The sequence below is a fragment of the Streptomyces sp. S.PB5 genome (assembly GCF_030403745.1).
Lineage (GTDB): Bacteria > Actinomycetota > Actinomycetes > Streptomycetales > Streptomycetaceae > Streptomyces.
On the sequence record NZ_JAQMWP010000047.1, the window covers coordinates 1 to 15,551 of the forward strand.

The window sequence follows — 15,551 nt, forward strand, 5'->3', positions numbered from 1 at the left end:
GTCGAACTCGCCGACATCACCCAAACCCACGTCCCCACCCTCCGCACCGTCCACGCCATCAGCGACCTCCTCGCCCACAGAACCGCCGCATGAACCCACAGGACCGCCGCATGAAAAGGAACGTGCACGCGGGACAGGACCGCATCGCCCTACGGGCCGCGGCCACCCAGGGCTGACCGGGTTCCCCGCTGCACGACGGCGGGGCCCTCAGCGGCGGGGAGCGCCCCCTGCGCCGCGGGGGTCCCGCCTCGGTCGTTCACGCACCACCGCAAGGACAGCGCACCATCCGACTCGGAGGAGACATGGCAGCTCTGAACCCCGAGGTCGTCCTGGGCATGGCCGCCCAGGCACCCGACGGCATCGTGATCATCGACGGCGAAGGACTCATCCGGTACTGGAACCAGGGCGCGGAGCGCATCTTCGGGTTCCCGGCGGCCGAGGTGGACGGTCGCAGTCTGGACGTCATCATCCCCGAGAAGCACCGCAAGCGGCACTGGGACGGCTTCCAGGAGGCCGTGGAACGGGGGACGAGCAGGTACGGGGAGGCGGATCTCCTCAACGTTCCCGCGCTGGCGGCGGACGGCCGCAGGCTGTCCATCGAGTTCAGCGTGGTGCTGCTGACGGGCCCCGACGGCAGTCCCTACTGCGGTGCCGTCATCCGGGACGTGACCGCACGCCGTGAGCGCGAGCGGGAACTGATGCGGCGGCGGGCCGAGGCGACGGTCTAGACACCGGGCCAAGACACGCGGAAGCGGCCGACACCTCGAAGGTGTCGGCCGCTTCCGCGTCGTGGGAGTCGGGTCAGACGATGACTCCGCTCTCCTTCAGCCGCCCGATCGTCTCCTCGTCGTAGCCGAGTTCGACCAGGACCTCGGAGCTGTGCTCGCCGAGCAGCGGGGCGCCGACGATGTCGGGCTTGAAGGAGGAGAACTTCACCGGGCTGCCGACCGTCAAGTACGTGCCGCGGCCCTTCTGTTCGACCTCGACGACCGTACCGCTCTTGCGGAGGTCCTCGTCGTAGGCGATCTCCTTCATGCTCATCACCGGGGCGCAGGGCACCTCCCACTCGCGCAGGATGTCGACCGCCTCGTACTTCGTCTTGTCCGCGAGCCACTTCTCGATCTCCTCGAAGATCTCGAAGATGTGCGACTGGCGGGCGCGCGCGGTGGCGTACGCCGGGTCATCGGCCCACTCGGGGTGGCCGATCGCCTCGGCGGTGCGCTTCCAGTTCTGCTCCTGGACGGTGAAGTAGATGTACGCGTTCGGGTCGGTCTCCCAGCCCTTGCACTTGAGGACCCAGCCGGGCTGGCCGCCGCCGCCCGCGTTGCCGCCGCGCGGTACGACGTCGGTGAACTCGCCGTCGGGGTACTGCGGGTACTCCTCCAGGTAGCCGACCCGCTCCAGGCGCTGCTGGTCGCGGAGCTTGACGCGGCAGAGGTTGAGGACGGCGTCCTGCATGGAGACGGAGACCTTCTGGCCCTTGCCGGTCTTGTTGCGGTCGATGATCGCCGTGAGGATGCCGATCGCCAGGTGCATACCGGTGTTGGTGTCGCCGAGGGCGGCGCCGGAGATGGTGGGCGGGCCGTCCCAGAAGCCGGTGGTGGAGGCGGCGCCGCCCGCGCACTGGGCGACGTTCTCGTAGACCTTGAGGTCGTTCCAGGACGACTGGTCGTTGAAGCCCTTGACCGAGCCGAAGATCAGGCGCGGGTTGAGCTCCTGGATGCGCTCCCAGGAGAAGCCCATACGGTCCATGGCGCCCGGCGCGAAGTTCTCGACGAGGACGTCGGCGTCGCGGATCAGCTTCTCCAGGACCTCCTTGCCCTCGGCGGTCTTGGTGTTGATGGCGAGGGAGCGCTTGTTGCTGTTGAGCATCGTGAAGTACAGCGCGTCGAGGTCCTCGATGTCCCGCAGCTGCTTGCGGGTGACGTCGCCGCCGCCCGGGCGCTCCACCTTCAGGACGTCGGCGCCGAACCAGGCGAGCATCTGTGTGCAGGCGGGACCGGCCTGGACCCCGGTGAAGTCGATCACCTTGATTCCGGCGAGCGGCTTTTCACTCATGTCTGCTTCCTTTTCGTGAACGTACGCGTACGGAGCGGGAGTTCGAGGAGTTCCGGGTGCGGGATGTGATCACTTCTTGGCCGGCGTGATGTTGCCGACCGTGATGCCCTTGGGGTTGAGGTGCGAGATGTGGCCGCTCTCGGTGCCGGCCGAGGGGTCGATCACACAGTCGATGAGCGCCGGGCCGCCGGAGGCGAGCGCCTCGGTGAGGGCGGCGGTGACCTCGGCGGGGGTGGTGGCGCGGTAGCCCTTGCCGCCGAACGCCTCGATGAGGAGGTCGTGGCGCGCCGCCGACATCAGGGTCGTGGGCGCGGGGGCGTCGTCGTACGGGTTGACGTCGTCGCCGCGGTAGACGCCGCCGTTGTTCATGATCACGGTGACGACGGGCAGGTTGTAGCGGCAGATGGTCTCGATCTCGATACCGCTGAACCCGAAGGCGCTGTCGCCCTCGACGGCCACGACCGGCTGTCCGCTCTCGACGGCGGCGGCGATGGCGTACCCCATGCCGATGCCCATGACGCCCCAGGTGCCGCTGTCGAGGCGGTGGCGGGGGACGTGCATGTCGATGACGTTGCGTGCGATGTCCAGGGCGTTGGCGCCCTCGTTGACGAGGTACGTCTCCGGGTGCTGGTGCACGACGTCGCGTACGGCCTTCAGGGCGCCCATGAACTGCATGGGGTGCGGGTCGGCCTCCAGGCGCTTGGCCATCTTGGCGACGTTCTGCGCCGAGCGCTCCCCGAGCTCGTCGCGCCAGGCCGAAGGGGCCTGGATCTGGCCGGGCTTGGTGCGTTCGGCGAGCACGTCGAGGACCGACTCGATGTCGCCGACGAGCGGTGCCGAGATGGGCTGGTTGCTGTCCATCTCCTTGGGGTCGATGTCGATCTGGATGAACCTGGCGTCGGGGTTCCAGCCCGTCTGGCCGTGCCCCAGCAGCCAGTTGAGGCGCGCGCCGATCAGCATCACGACGTCGGCCTTCTTCAGCGCCAGGGAACGGGCGGTGGCCGCGGACTGCGGGTGGTTGTCGGGGAGCAGGCCCTTGGCCATCGACATCGGTACGTACGGGATGCCCGTCGACTCGATGAACTCCCGTACCTTGTCGTCCGCTTGGGCGTACGCCGCGCCCTTGCCGAGCACGATCAGGGGGCGCTCGGCGGAGGCCAGCAGCTCGATCGCGCGGTCCACGGCCTCCGGGGCCGGGAGTTGGCGCGGGGCGGGGTCCACGAGGCGGCTCAGGGTGCGGTCGCCCTCGGCCTTGGGGATGATGCCGCCGAGCACCGCGGCGGGGATGTCGAGGTAGACCCCGCCGGGGCGCCCGGAGACCGCGGTGCGCAGGGCGCGGGCGATGCCACGGCCGATGTCCTCCACGCGGCTGACCCGGTAGGCGGCCTTCACGAAGGGCTGGGCGGCGGCGAGTTGGTCCATCTCCTCGTAGTCGCCCTGTTTGAGGTCGACGAGGTGGCGCTCGCTGGAGCCGGAGATCTGGACCATGGGGAAGCAGTTGGTGGTCGCGTTCGCCAGCGCGACCAGGCCGTTGAGGAAGCCGGGGGCCGACACCGTGAGGGCCACGCCGGGCTTCTTGTTGAGGTAGCCGGCGATGGCCGCCGCGTGTCCGGCGTTGCTCTCGTGACGGAAGCCGATGTAGCGGATGCCCTGGGCCTGGGCGAGCCGGGCCAGGTCGGTGATCGGGATGCCGACCACGCCGTAGATGGTGTCGACGTCGTTCATCCTGAGCGCGTCGACGACCAGGTGGTACCCGTCGGTGAGCTCGGTCGGAACGTCGGCTGTTGCCGCGGTCTCCAGTGGCGAGGGGGCGGTCATGGTCCGAGGTCCTCCTTGGGCAGGTCCTGCCGGAGCGGCTACTTCTCTCACCATCCGCAGCGTGTTCTGTCGCGTCCAAGACCCATCGGCGACCAGCCGATAAACAGCATCTATCGACCGCTGGCGGGGGCCTCGCCAACTGCCTTGATAGACGGCGGCTATGGGCCGTTCGGCAGTGCGTATTGGACGGGCGTCGCGGGCCGCCGCAGGCTCGCAGAGGACTGTTTCGTCGGACCTGGCACGAGGGGGTGGGGTCATGGCCGTTCCGGCCGCGGCATCGGTGCGCGACGCGGACGGGTACCGGCCTCCCACGGTCACGGGCCTCGCCGGTCTCCTGGACCGCCCGGTGCGTGAACTCCCGTACGCCCGGGCCCTGGTCGTCACCGGTGACCGGGTGCGGCTGTCGTACGGGGGCCTGCATGCCGCCGCGGACGTGGTGGCCGCACGGCTCCGGGACAGCAGCTTGCGGCGGGGTGACGCGGTCGGGCTGGTGGGTGCCAACACCGCGGAGTTCGTGGTGGCGTTGCTCGGTGCGGCGCGAGCCGGTCTGGTGGTGGCTCCGCTGGATCCCGCGCTGCCGGCGACCCAACTCGCCGCCCGGATAGAGGCTTTGGGCGCGCGGGCCGCCGTACTGGCATCGGCGACCGCGGTGGACCTTCCCGTGCCCGCCTGGCCGCTGCGGGTGTCCGTCACCCGGGCCGGCACGGCGTCCGTCGCGCTCGAATCCGGTGCTCCCGCTCCTCCCGAAGCGCGGGGGGCGGCGAGCGAGCTGACCGAGCAGGACGCTCTCGTGCTGTTCACGGCCGGGACCAGCGACCGGGCGAAGATGGTTCCGCTCACCCACGCCAATGTGGCCGCGTCCGTCCGAGCCGTCTGTGCCACCTATGAGTTGGGGCCGCAGGACGCGACGGTCGCGGTGATGCCGTTCTTCCACGGTCACGGGCTGATCGCGGCGCTGCTAGCGTCCCTGGCCAGTGGTGGCTGTGTGCTGCTGCCCGAGCGGGGACGGTTCTCGGCGGGTACGTTCTGGGACGACATGCGGGCCGCGGGAGCCACGTGGTTCACGGCGGCGCCCGCCATCCACGAGATCCTGCTGGACCGTTCGGAGCGGGAGTACCCGGGTCCGCAGGCGCCGCCCCTGAAGTTCGTGCGCAGCAGCAGCGCTCCCCTCAACACGGCCACCCAGCGGGCACTTGAGCGCACGTTCGGTGTGCCGCTGCTGTCGGCGTACGGGATGACCGAGTCCTCGCACCAGGCGACGAGTGAACCGCTGTCCGGGCGCGGGCTGTTGAAGCAGGGGTCGGTGGGGCGGCCGACCGGGGTCGAGGTGCGCGTTCTCGACCGGAGCGGACGCGCATGTGCGACGGGTGAAGAGGGCGAGGTGTGGGTGCACGGTCCCAGCGTCGCGCGCGGCTATCTCGGCGACCGGGCGGGGACGTCGTACACCTTTGTCGACGGGTGGCTGCGCACCGGTGACCTGGGGGTGCTGGACGAGGACGGGTATCTGTCGCTGACCGGGCGGATCAACAACATCATCAACCGCGGGGGCGAGAAGATCTCGCCCGAGCATGTCGAGGACATTCTCGCGGGCTGTCCGGGGGTGGCCGAGGCGGCGGTGTTCGCCGTGCCGGACGCGGTGTACGGGCAGCGGGTGGGGGCGGTCGTCGTGGTGCGCGCGGGTGAGAGTGTGCGGGCCGCGGAGATTCTGCGGTACTGCCGCGACCGGCTGGCCGGGTTCGAGGTGCCGGACCGGGTGGAGGTGGTCGCCTCGCTGCCGTACACGGCGAAGGGGGCGCTGGACCGGAAGGCGGTGCAGGCCCGCTACGCGCCCTGACGGCGGTGCCCTCGGAGCGGGGGCTCAGTGCACGCGGTGGTCGCTGGGCAGGGGGCGGGCGAAGAAGTCGTCCAGGGACAGGCCCGTCGCCGCGTTGACGAAGGCCCGGGCGGCGACCGAGCCGGGGGTGGCCGCGTGGATCGCCACCGAGACCTGGGCGCCGGCCTCCGGGTCGACGAGGGGCAGCGCTCTGGTACGGCCGACCACGGGCATCGCGCGCAGCCAGGTGTGCGGCACGATGCTGGCCCAACCGCCGCCGCCCACATGGGCGTAGAGGGAGGCGATGGAGTCCGTCTCCACCTGGGGGGTGACCACGAACCCCTTCTCCGCGAACACGGTGTCCACGATCTGCCGGATCCGCATGTCGGGGGTGAGCATGGCGAGCGGCAGCTGGGCCGCGTCCGCCCAGGTCACGGTCGCGGACTGGGTGACCGGCTGGTCGTCCGAGACCAGCAGCATGTAGCGCTCCTGGTAGAGGGGTACGACCTGCAGGCCCTCCTGGTCGCCCGGGTCGAAGTGGGCGATGGCGACGTCGAGTTCGTAGTCGCGCAGCTGGCGGTGGAGCTCTTTGGTCGACAGGCGGGAGCGCACCTGGACCTTGGCGAGCGGGTGGGCCGCGCAGAACGCGGCCACGGGCAGCGCCAGGGTCGTGGAGGCCGTGGGGTCCGTGCCGAGTCGCAGCGTGCCGGTGATGCCGGACTGCACGGCGGCCACCTCGGCCTTGAACGCGTCCTGTTCGGCGAGGATCCGCTTGGCCCATACGACGAGCCGCTCGCCCTCCGGGGTGAGGCCCTGGTAGTTGTGCCCGCGGTTGATGAGGGTGACGTTGAGCTCGCGCTCCAGTTTGGCTATCGCCGCCGAGAGCGCGGGCTGGGAGACGTAGCAGGATTCCGCCGCCCGGGCGAAGTGACGTTCCCTCGCCACCGCCACGAAGTATTCGAGCTGCCGGAACAGCATGAACGACTCCTCTCTGCCCGGGGCCGCCCGCATCCGCCGAGGCCGTCCCATATGGCTACACAGCCACATACTGTATGCAGTATTTGGGATATGTACAGGGGAGCCGGAGCGCCTGTGACCGCTGTACGTCCCTACAGCGGTCACAGGCGCGGCTGTTCAGCGCAGCAGCTTCACGGCGGCGACGACGAGCGGGTCCAGCCCCTCCGCTCCGGCGTCGACGAACTCGTACAGCCTGGTGCGCATGCGCGGGTCCCAGAACCTGCCGATGTGGCCGGCGATCTCCTCGGCCGCCCGCTCCCCCGGCAGATGACCGAGGTTGCGGGCGATGTCGTTCGCCATCCGGCGCTCGGACGGCACGGTGGCGGTCATCTCAGTCCACCACCGTCACGAGGTCGTTCCCGGTGACCTCGCGGTCGTCACGCCGGTCCGCCCGCGCGAGCCCGACCTGGACGGCGGTCACCTTGTACTCGGGGCAGTTGGTGGCCCAGTCGGAGTTCTCCGTGGTCACCACGTTGGCGCCAGTCACAGGGTGGTGGAAGGTGGTGTAGACGACCCCGGTCGGCATCCGGTCGGAGATCTCCGCGTGCAGGGTCGTCTCCCCGACCCGGCTGGTGAGGGTGACCAGGTCGCCGTCCTTGATGCCACGGACCTCCGCGTCGTGCGGGTGCAGTTCCAGGACGTCCTCCGGGTGCCAGGCCACATTGCCGGTTCGGCGGGTCTGCGCGCCGACGTTGTACTGGCTGAGGATCCGCCCGGTGGTGAGGACGAGCGGGAAGCGCCGGGTGCTGCGCTCGTTGGTCGGGACGTAGGAGGTGACCACGAACTTGCCCTTGCCGCGCACGAATTCGTCGATGTGCATGATAGGCGTGCCCTCCGGCGCCGCCTCGTTGCACGGCCACTGGACGCTGCCGAGCTTGTCGAGGAGGTCGAAGGAGACGCCGGTGAACGTCGGGGTGACCGAGGCGATCTCGTCCATGATCTGGCTCGGATGGTCGTACGCCATCGGGTAACCCATCGCGGTGGCGATCTCGCTGACGATCTGCCACTCGTGCTTGCCCGTCTTGGGCTTCATGACGGCGCGGACGCGGTTGATGCGGCGTTCGGCGTTGGTGAAGGTGCCGTCCTTCTCCAGGAAGGACGCCCCGGGCAGGAAGACGTGGGCGAACTTGGCGGTCTCGTTGAGGAACAGGTCCTGGACGACGACGAGTTCCATGGCCTCCAGCGCGGCGGTGACGTGCCGGAGGTTGGGGTCGGACTGGGCGATGTCCTCGCCGTGGACGAACAGTCCGCGGAAGGTGCCGTCGATGGCCGCGTCGAACATGTTGGGGATGCGAAGTCCCGGCTCGGCGAGGAGAGTTCCGCCCCAGAGGTTCTCGAAGACGGTCCGCACCGCGTCGTCCGAGACATGGCGGTAGCCGGGCAGCTCGTGCGGGAACGAGCCCATGTCGCAGGAACCCTGGACGTTGTTCTGGCCTCGGAGCGGGTTCACGCCGACGCCGTCGCGGCCGATGTTGCCGCACGCCATCGCCAGGTTGGCCATTCCCATGACCATGGTGGAGCCCTGGCTGTGCTCGGTGACACCGAGGCCGTAGTAGATGGCTCCGTTGGGCGCGGTCGCGTACAGCCGTGCCGCGGCGCGGAGTTCGGCGGCCGGTACGCCGGTGATCTCCTCGACCGCCTCCGGGCTGTTCTCCGGGCGGGCGATGAACTCCGCCCAGTCGTCGAAGCCTTCGCACCGGGCGTCCACGAAGGAGCGGTCGACCAGGCCCTCGGTGACGACCACGTGAGCCATGGCGTTGACCACGGCGACATTGGTGCTGGGCCGGAGCTGGAGGTGGTGCTCCGCCTCGATGTGCGGGGAGCGCACGAGGTCGATGCGGCGCGGGTCGACGACGATGAGCTTGGCGCCCTCGCGCAGCCGGCGCTTCATCCGGGAGGCGAACACGGGATGTCCGTCGGTGGGGTTGGCGCCGATGACCACGATGACGTCGGCCTCGGCGACCGAGCGGAAGTCCTGGGTGCCCGCGGACTCGCCGAAGGTCTGCTTGAGGCCGTATCCCGTCGGTGAGTGGCAGACACGGGCGCAGGTGTCGACGTTGTTGTTGCCGAAGGCGGCGCGCACCATCTTCTGTACGACGTACACCTCCTCGTTGGTGCAGCGCGAGGAGGTGATGGCGCCGACCGAGTTCTGCCCGTACCGGTCCTGGAGTTCGCGCATCCGCCGGGCGACGGTGCCGATCGCCTCGTCCCACTCGACCTCGCGCCAGGGGTCGGTGATCCGCTCGCGCACCATGGGCTTGAGGACGCGGTCGGGGTGGGTGGCGTAGCCGAAGGCGAAGCGGCCCTTCACACAGGAGTGGCCCTCGTTGGCGCCGCCGTCCTTGTGGGGCACCATGCGGACGAGTTCGTCGCCGCGCAGCTCGGCCTTGAAGGAGCAGCCGACACCGCAGTAGGCGCAGGTGGTCACAACCGACCTGGTGGGCATACCCAGTTCGACGACGGAGCGCTCCTGGAGCGTGGACGTCGGGCAGGCCTGGACGCAGGCGCCGCAGGAGACGCACTCGGAGTCCATGAAGGTCTCGCCGGCACCCGGCGACACCTTGGAGTCGAAGCCCCGGCCCTCGATGGTGAGCGCGAAGGTGCCCTGGATCTCGCCGCAGGCACGGACGCAGCGGGAGCAGGCGATGCACTTGGACGGGTCGAAGTCGAAGTAGGGGTTGGAGGTGTCCTTCTCGGCGTCGAGGTGGTTCTCGCCCTCGTAGCCGTAGCGGACCTGACGGAGGCCCACCACACCTGCCATGTCCTGGAGTTCGCAGTCGCCGTTGGCCGGGCAGGTGAGGCAGTCGAGGGGGTGGTCGGAGATGTAGAGCTCCATGACGCCCTGGCGAAGCTTGTCCACCTTCGGGGTCTGGGTGCTGACCTTCATCCCGTCGGAGCACGGGGTGGTGCAGGACGCCGGGGTGCCGCGCCGGCCGTCGATCTCCACCACGCACAGCCGGCAGGACCCGAACGCCTCCAGGCTGTCCGTGGCGCACAACTTGGGTATGTCGACGCCCGCCTGGGCCGCCGCGCGCATCACCGAGGTGCCCTCGGGGACGGTCACCGGCAGGCCGTCGATCTCCACCGACACCGTTGCCGGGCCGGGCCGTTGCGGGGTTCCGAAGTCGGGTTCCTTGAGCAGGCTCATGCCGAGCCCTCCGTCCTCACGCCATTGGCTTGTACGGGTCGGGTCGTCGGGACCGGCTGGATCGGCAGGAGCCGGCGGCCGCCGTGGAAGTCGTCGGGGAAGTGGGTGAGCGCGCTGCGCACGGGCATCGGGGTGAGTCCGCCCATCGCGCACAGCGAGCCGTCGGTCATCAGGTCGCAGAGGTCTTCGAGCAGGGCGAGGTTCTCCTCCGGGTGCGTACCGGCGACGATCTTGTCGATCACCTCGACGCCGCGGACCGAACCGACCCTGCACGGCGTGCACTTGCCGCAGGACTCCTCCGCGCAGAACTCCATCGCGAAGCGGGCCTGCGCAGCCATGTCGACGGTGTCGTCGAAGACCACCACCCCGCCGTGGCCGAGCATGGCCCCGGCCTCGGCGAACGCCTCGTAATCCATGGGCAGATCGAACTGCGCCTGGGGCAGATACGCCCCGAGCGGCCCGCCGACCTGGACCGTGCGCACCGGGCGCCCGGTGCGGGTCCCGCCGCCGTACTCCTCGATCAACTCCCGCAGGGTGATGCCGAACGCGGTCTCCACGATGCCGCCGCGGGCGATGTTGCCGCCGAGCTGGAAGACCTGGGTGCCTCGGGAGCGACCGACCCCCAAGTCCTGGTAGGTCTTGGCGCCTTGGGCGAGGACGACCGGGACGGTGGTGAGGGTGAGCACGTTGTTCACCACGGTCGGTCTGCCGAACAGGCCCTCGATCGCCGGGATCGGCGGCTTGGCGCGGACCATGCCGCGCTTGCCCTCCAGGCTCTCCAGCATCGAGGTCTCCTCGCCGCAGATGTACGCGCCCGCTCCGACCCGTACGTGCAGGTCGAAGTCGAGCGCGGAACCGAGGATGCCCTTCCCCAACCAACCTTGCTCACGGGCGAGTTCGATCGCCGCGCGCATCGTGGCGATGGCGTCCGGGTACTCGGAGCGGATGTAGAGGTAGCCCTCGCTCGCGCCGACCGCGTGGGCGGCGATGGTCATGCCCTCGATGAGCAGGAACGGGTCCCCCTCCATCACCATCCGGTCGGCGAAGGTCCCGCTGTCGCCCTCGTCGGCGTTGCAGCAGACGAACTTCAGCTCGTCCTCGCAGTCCAGCACCGTCTTCCACTTGATGCCGGCCGGGAACCCGGCGCCGCCACGGCCGCGCAGGCCTGACTCGGTGACCTCGGCGACGACGTCGGCGGGGGCGAGTTCGAGGGCGGCGCGCAGTCCGGCCAGGCCGCCGTGGGCGACGTAGTCCTCGGGCGAGAGGGGGTCGGTGACTCCGACTCTGGCGAAGGTGACGCGGTTCTGGCTCGCCAGCCAGGGCAGTTCGTCGACCGGGCCGAGCCGCAACGGGTGGTCCGCGCCGTCCAGCAGGCCGGCGGCCAGGAGTCCGTCCACGTCCTCGGGGGCCACCGGCCCGTAGCCGATGCGGCCCCGGGGCGTCACCACCTCGACCATCGGCTCCAGCCAGAGCATGCCGCGCGAGCCGTTGCGTACGACGTCGATGGCGAAGTCGCCGCGCAGGTCCGCGAGTTGCAGGGCGTCGGCGACCTCGTCCGCGCCGACGGACCGGGCCGCGGAGTCGCGGGGGACGTAGACGGTCGCCGTGGAGTGGGACGGGGCGTCGGCGGGGGTGCCCGTCGTGGCCTCGATCGTGGTCTCAGTGGGGGTGTCGGTCGTGGTCTCGGTGGAGGTGTCGGCCGTGGACTCGGTGGGGGTGTCGCCCGGGGAAGAGTTGTTCATGATCAGACCGTCCCGTCGAGGATCGCGCCCAGTCGGGCCGGGCCCACACGTCCGTACAACCGTCCGTTCGCCTCCACCGACGGCCCCAGTGCGCAGTTGCCGAGGCAGAAGACCTGCTCGACGGTCACGGAGCCGTCGGGGGTCGTCTCGCCCAGGGTCAGTCCGGCCTCGCGCGTGTAGCTCACCAGGCGGTCGGCGCCCAGGGCCTGGCAGGCTTCGGCTCGGCAGATGCGGACGGTGGTGCGGCCCGCGGGCTCGCGGCGGAAGTCGTGGTAGAAGGTCACCACTCCGTGGACGTCCGCCCGGGAGAGGTTGAGCTCGTCGGCGAGCACCGGTACCGCCTCCTGCGGCACATGGCCCAACTCGGCCTGGACGGCGTGCAGTACGGGAAGCAGTGCGCCGCGCTGACCCCGGTGCTCGGCCACCACCCTCCGGACCACGCTCTCGACCGTCACTTCGCTCCCGCTGGTCGTCATGATCGCTCCGCCTTCCGAAACGCGGGTCCCCGGCGAGGGTTGCAGGAGACTGAGACAATACCCCATACAGGCTTCTGTATACAGACGACAGTCGTAAAGAGCCCGTGCATCGTCCACGCCATGTTGCATACCAAAACCTGTATGCTGAAGCCGCCGTCGGCAACCCTCTCGACGGCTTCCCCTTGGCAGAGCCGTCGGCCCGGCGGCAGAACGGGACAACCATGCGCGAGGCACTCACGGCCGCAGCGTCCCGGCGCGTCGCCCGCCCGGCACCACTGCGCCAGGCCGTGTACGACGCCCTGACGGAACTCATCGTCAACGGCTCCCTCAAGCCCGGCCAGCACCTGGTCGAGGCCGAACTCGCCGAGCACCTCGGGGTCAGCCGCCAGCCGGTCCGTGAGGCCCTCCAGCGACTGCAGACGGCCGGCTGGGTCGATCTGCGGCCCGCGCAGGGCGCGTTCGTCCACTCCCCCACCGAGGAGGAGGCCGCCCAGCTCCTCGGTGTCCGCTCGGTACTGGAGACCTACTCCGCCCAGCTCGCCGCCCGGAACGCCGGGCCCGAGGACGTCGAGCGCCTCTGGGAGCTCCAGCAGGAGGGCGTCGACGCGCTCGCCGAGGGCGACGTCGATCGGCTCGTCGCCGCCAACACCGCCCTGCATGCCTTCATCACCTCCGTGGCCGCCAACGACGTACTGACCGAAATGCTCGCCCAGGTGGGCCAGAAGGTCCGCTGGTACTACACCCCCATCGCCAAGCCCCGCGGCAAGGAGGCCTGGAACGAGCACGCCCAGCTCATCAAGGCCATCGCCAAGGGCGACGCCGAGCGCGCGGGCGAGGTCATGCGCAAGCACACCGAGCGCACGACCGGCTTCTACGGCAAGCAGATCGCCGCCGCGGACAAGGCCTGAGCGGACAGAAGGACCGGCCGAACAGAAGCACCGCCCGAACTGAAGCACCGGCCGAACAGGAGGGCCGACCGAACAGGCCGCCCCCGGGCGGCGGTTCAGGACGGCGTGAGGGAGCCGGCCGTCGGGCGGACTCCCTCGGGAGTGAGGGAACCGACAGGGCTGCGGGCCGTGTCCGTCGTGCGGCGAAACCCCTCCGCGCCCGCGGCGGCCCGCAGTTCACACAGCCACGGCAGCACTGTGCGCCGCACGATGTCGTACCCGTCTCCGTCCGCGCCGAGCATCGCGTCGGCGGGAACCAGCACCGGGTCGGCGAGCACCGTGGACGTCGCGCTGCCGGACGGGCCCGAGACGTCGGGCCGGGCCGGGACGTCGGGCCGGGCCGGGACGAACAGGTCCGGGGCGTGCGCCGGGACCATCCAGAGGCTCAGCCCGTCGGGCACACCCAGCGGCCGCGAGGACCAGACATAGCTGTCGGCCTCCCCCGCCGCGACCACCCGGCGCTTACGCGCCCGCAGCGCGACCACACCGCCGGAGCGGACGGCGGCGCAACTCGGTGCGAGGAGCTCCTGGTCGCCGGTGCCGTCCTCCACGAGAGCGAGGCTGCTCAGGTGCCGCCCGGCGGCGATCTCACCGCGGACCCACGAACTGCCGTACGGCTCGATGACGGCGACCGCCGCGTAATGCGCCTGGAGCACGGCGGCGGTGGCCGGGCAGACACGTGCCGTCCGCGCCACCACCTCCGCGGCTTCCGGCAGCCCGAGTCCGGCGCCGCCGAACTCGGCGGAGACGGTCAGCCCCAGCAGCCCGGAGGCCCCCAGAGCCGTCACGGCACCACGGGGGAACCTCCCCTCCGCGCCGGTCAGTTCGGCGCGGGGCGCTACGACACGGGTCAGGACTTCTGCGAGAGCGGTGCGGTACGACACGGAGGGACCCCCTCGGGAGCGGTTTCCGGTCCGCGGTCAGCGGCGCGATAATTGCATACAGTATGTTGCATCCTCGCTCCGCCGCACCAGAGGCCGAGCGAGGGGAATTTCCGTCACTCCGCTACGCAGGCCACGCGCGAATGGCTATTGCATACTAAACTCAGTATCCCGAAGGCGATGTTCAGGCCAGTCGACGCCCACCGCAGTCGAAGTCCGCAGTCGAACGAGGGAGAGGGTCCATGCCCGACACACCCACCGTGGCAGCCCGCGGCCCGATCGCCCGGCCCGCCCCACTGCGCCAGGCCGTCTACGACGCCCTGACCGAACTGATCATCAACGGCTCGCTCAAGCCCGGTCAGCACCTCGTCGAGGCCGACCTCGCCGAGCATCTGGGCGTCAGCCGCCAGCCCATACGCGAGGCCCTGCAACGGCTGCACACCGCCGGCTGGGTGGACCTGCGCCCCTCCCAAGGGGCCTTCGTGCACTCCCCCACCGCCGAGGAATGCTCCCAACTCCTCAGCGTCCGAGCTGTGTTGGAGACCCACTCCGCACGCGGCGCGGCCCAGCACGCCACCCCCGCCGACGTGGCCCGACTCTGGGAGCTGCAGCAGACCGGCCTCACCGCCCTCGCGGCGGGAGACGCCCGGCGCATCGTGGAGGCCAACGCCGCCCTCCACACCCACATCACCCATCTCTCCCGCAACGCGGTCCTGGCCGAGCTCATCCCCCAGGTCGACCGACGGGTGCGCTGGTACTACATGCCCATCGCCAAGCCCCGCGGCAAGGACGCCTGGAGCGAGCACGCGCGGATCATCGAGGCCATCGCCGAAGGCGACCCCGAGCGCGCCGAGGAACTCATGCGCCGGCACACCGCGAACACCACCGACTTCTACTGCAAGCAGATCGCGGCGCTGGCCGGCCACGGCGTGTGAGCCACGGCCGGCCTGCGCCCGGCATCGAGGAGGCGGGAGGATCAGTGCCGCGCGTCGATCTCCCGCAGCAGCCCCGTGGTGACGTCGAAGACGAAACCCCGCACGTCGTCGGTGTGCGGCAGGAACGGTGACGTGCGCACCCGCTGCATCGACTGCCGTACGTCCTGATCGACGTCCCGGAAGGACTCCACCGCCCACGCCGGGCGCTGTCCGACCTCCATCTCCAGCTCGTGCCGGAACTCCTCGGTCAGGGTCTGCAGCCCGCATCCGGTGTGGTGAATCAGGACCACGCTCCGCGTACCGAGGGCCCGCTGACTGATCGTCAGGGAACGGATCGTGTCGTCGGTGACCACACCGCCCGCGTTCCGTACCGTGTGACAGTCGCCGAGTTCCAGACCGAGCGCGGCATGCAGGTCGATGCGAGCGTCCATGCAGGCGACCACCGCCACCCTCAGGACCGGACGGGCCCCCATGCCAGGGTCCACGAACCCCGCGGCATAGGCACGGTTGGCCGCCACCAGGCGATCGATGACGGTGTCGGCGGCAGGCCCGGCGACACCCGAGGCATGGGTCGACATCAGATGACCCCCTGCGCTTTGAGGACCGGCAACTCGGCGTCGTCGAGCCCGAGTTCGCTGATGAGGATTTCTTCGGTGTGTTCGCCGAGGAGGGGTGAGGGGGTGATGTGGGTGGGGGAGTCGGAGAGTTTCAGGGGG

13 protein-coding genes and 1 pseudogene are annotated in these 15,551 nt (G+C 70.2%); 4 read left to right on the plus strand and 10 right to left on the minus strand.

The annotated features are described in order from the left end of the window. Positions 1–302 precede the first annotated feature (302 nt). The gene (locus PH203_RS49190) at positions 303–728 is read left to right on the plus strand and encodes a PAS domain S-box protein (protein ID WP_289929440.1); all 426 of its coding nucleotides are present in this window, start codon (positions 303–305) and stop codon (positions 726–728) included. Positions 729–801: 73 nt separating this feature from the next. On the opposite strand, the gene frc is transcribed toward PH203_RS49190, so the two are convergent. Both frc and oxc read right to left on the minus strand, forming a co-directional pair. After that, positions 802–2,058 carry a formyl-CoA transferase gene (gene frc, locus PH203_RS49195; protein ID WP_289929442.1) on the minus strand — a complete coding sequence of 419 codons (1,257 nt, stop codon included), beginning with the start codon at positions 2,056–2,058 and terminating at the stop codon, positions 802–804. Between the two features lie 69 nt (positions 2,059–2,127). After that, entirely contained in the window at positions 2,128–3,876 is a 1,749-nt protein-coding gene (gene oxc, locus PH203_RS49200) for an oxalyl-CoA decarboxylase (protein ID WP_289929444.1), read from the minus strand. 256 nt (positions 3,877–4,132) lie between these two features. On the opposite strand from oxc, the gene PH203_RS49205 reads away from it, so the two are divergent. Beyond that, entirely contained in the window at positions 4,133–5,710 is a 1,578-nt protein-coding gene (locus PH203_RS49205; protein ID WP_289929445.1) for a FadD7 family fatty acid--CoA ligase, read from the plus strand. Positions 5,711–5,734: 24 nt separating this feature from the next. On the opposite strand, the gene PH203_RS49210 is transcribed toward PH203_RS49205, so the two are convergent. From PH203_RS49210 to PH203_RS49230, 5 genes are all read right to left on the minus strand, one after another. Beyond that, the gene (locus PH203_RS49210; protein ID WP_289929446.1) at positions 5,735–6,667 is read right to left on the minus strand and encodes a LysR family transcriptional regulator; all 933 of its coding nucleotides are present in this window, start codon (positions 6,665–6,667) and stop codon (positions 5,735–5,737) included. A 156-nt stretch (positions 6,668–6,823) separates the two neighbouring features. Then, positions 6,824–7,036, minus strand: a complete 213-nt coding sequence (locus PH203_RS49215; protein ID WP_289929447.1) for a formate dehydrogenase subunit delta — start codon at positions 7,034–7,036, stop codon at positions 6,824–6,826. A 1-nt stretch (position 7,037) separates the two neighbouring features. Continuing rightward, complete coding sequence (gene fdhF, locus PH203_RS49220) at positions 7,038–9,854, minus strand: formate dehydrogenase subunit alpha (protein WP_289929448.1); 2,817 nt, start codon at positions 9,852–9,854, stop codon at positions 7,038–7,040. Beyond that, positions 9,851–11,596 (minus strand): NADH-quinone oxidoreductase subunit NuoF, encoded by a 1,746-nt coding sequence (locus PH203_RS49225; RefSeq protein ID WP_289929450.1) that lies wholly within the window; start codon positions 11,594–11,596, stop codon positions 9,851–9,853. Before PH203_RS49225 ends, fdhF begins: the two co-directional genes overlap by 4 nt. A 2-nt stretch (positions 11,597–11,598) precedes the next feature. Further along, positions 11,599–12,072: a formate dehydrogenase subunit gamma gene (locus PH203_RS49230; RefSeq protein ID WP_289929453.1), complete on the minus strand. Its 474-nt coding sequence runs from the start codon at positions 12,070–12,072 to the stop codon at positions 11,599–11,601. Between the two features lie 221 nt (positions 12,073–12,293). On the opposite strand from PH203_RS49230, the gene PH203_RS49235 reads away from it, so the two are divergent. Beyond that, positions 12,294–12,980 carry a GntR family transcriptional regulator gene (locus tag PH203_RS49235; protein WP_289929455.1) on the plus strand — a complete coding sequence of 229 codons (687 nt, stop codon included), beginning with the start codon at positions 12,294–12,296 and terminating at the stop codon, positions 12,978–12,980. 95 nt (positions 12,981–13,075) lie between these two features. Here the strand turns inward: PH203_RS49235 and PH203_RS49240 are convergent, their stop codons facing one another. Beyond that, positions 13,076–13,903 (minus strand): acyl-CoA dehydrogenase family protein, encoded by an 828-nt coding sequence (locus PH203_RS49240; RefSeq protein WP_289929456.1) that lies wholly within the window; start codon positions 13,901–13,903, stop codon positions 13,076–13,078. Between the two features lie 239 nt (positions 13,904–14,142). Between PH203_RS49240 and PH203_RS49245 the strand changes: the two genes are divergently transcribed. Further along, entirely contained in the window at positions 14,143–14,835 is a 693-nt protein-coding gene (locus PH203_RS49245; RefSeq protein WP_289929459.1) for a GntR family transcriptional regulator, read from the plus strand. Positions 14,836–14,876: 41 nt separating this feature from the next. Here PH203_RS49245 and PH203_RS49250 read toward each other — a convergent pair whose 3' ends face one another. Next, the gene (locus PH203_RS49250) at positions 14,877–15,413 is read right to left on the minus strand and encodes a carbonic anhydrase (protein WP_289929462.1); all 537 of its coding nucleotides are present in this window, start codon (positions 15,411–15,413) and stop codon (positions 14,877–14,879) included. Further along, a pseudogene (locus tag PH203_RS49255) lies at positions 15,413–15,551 on the minus strand (formyl-CoA transferase); the annotation flags it as partial. The pseudogene PH203_RS49255 and the gene PH203_RS49250, both read right to left, overlap by 1 nt.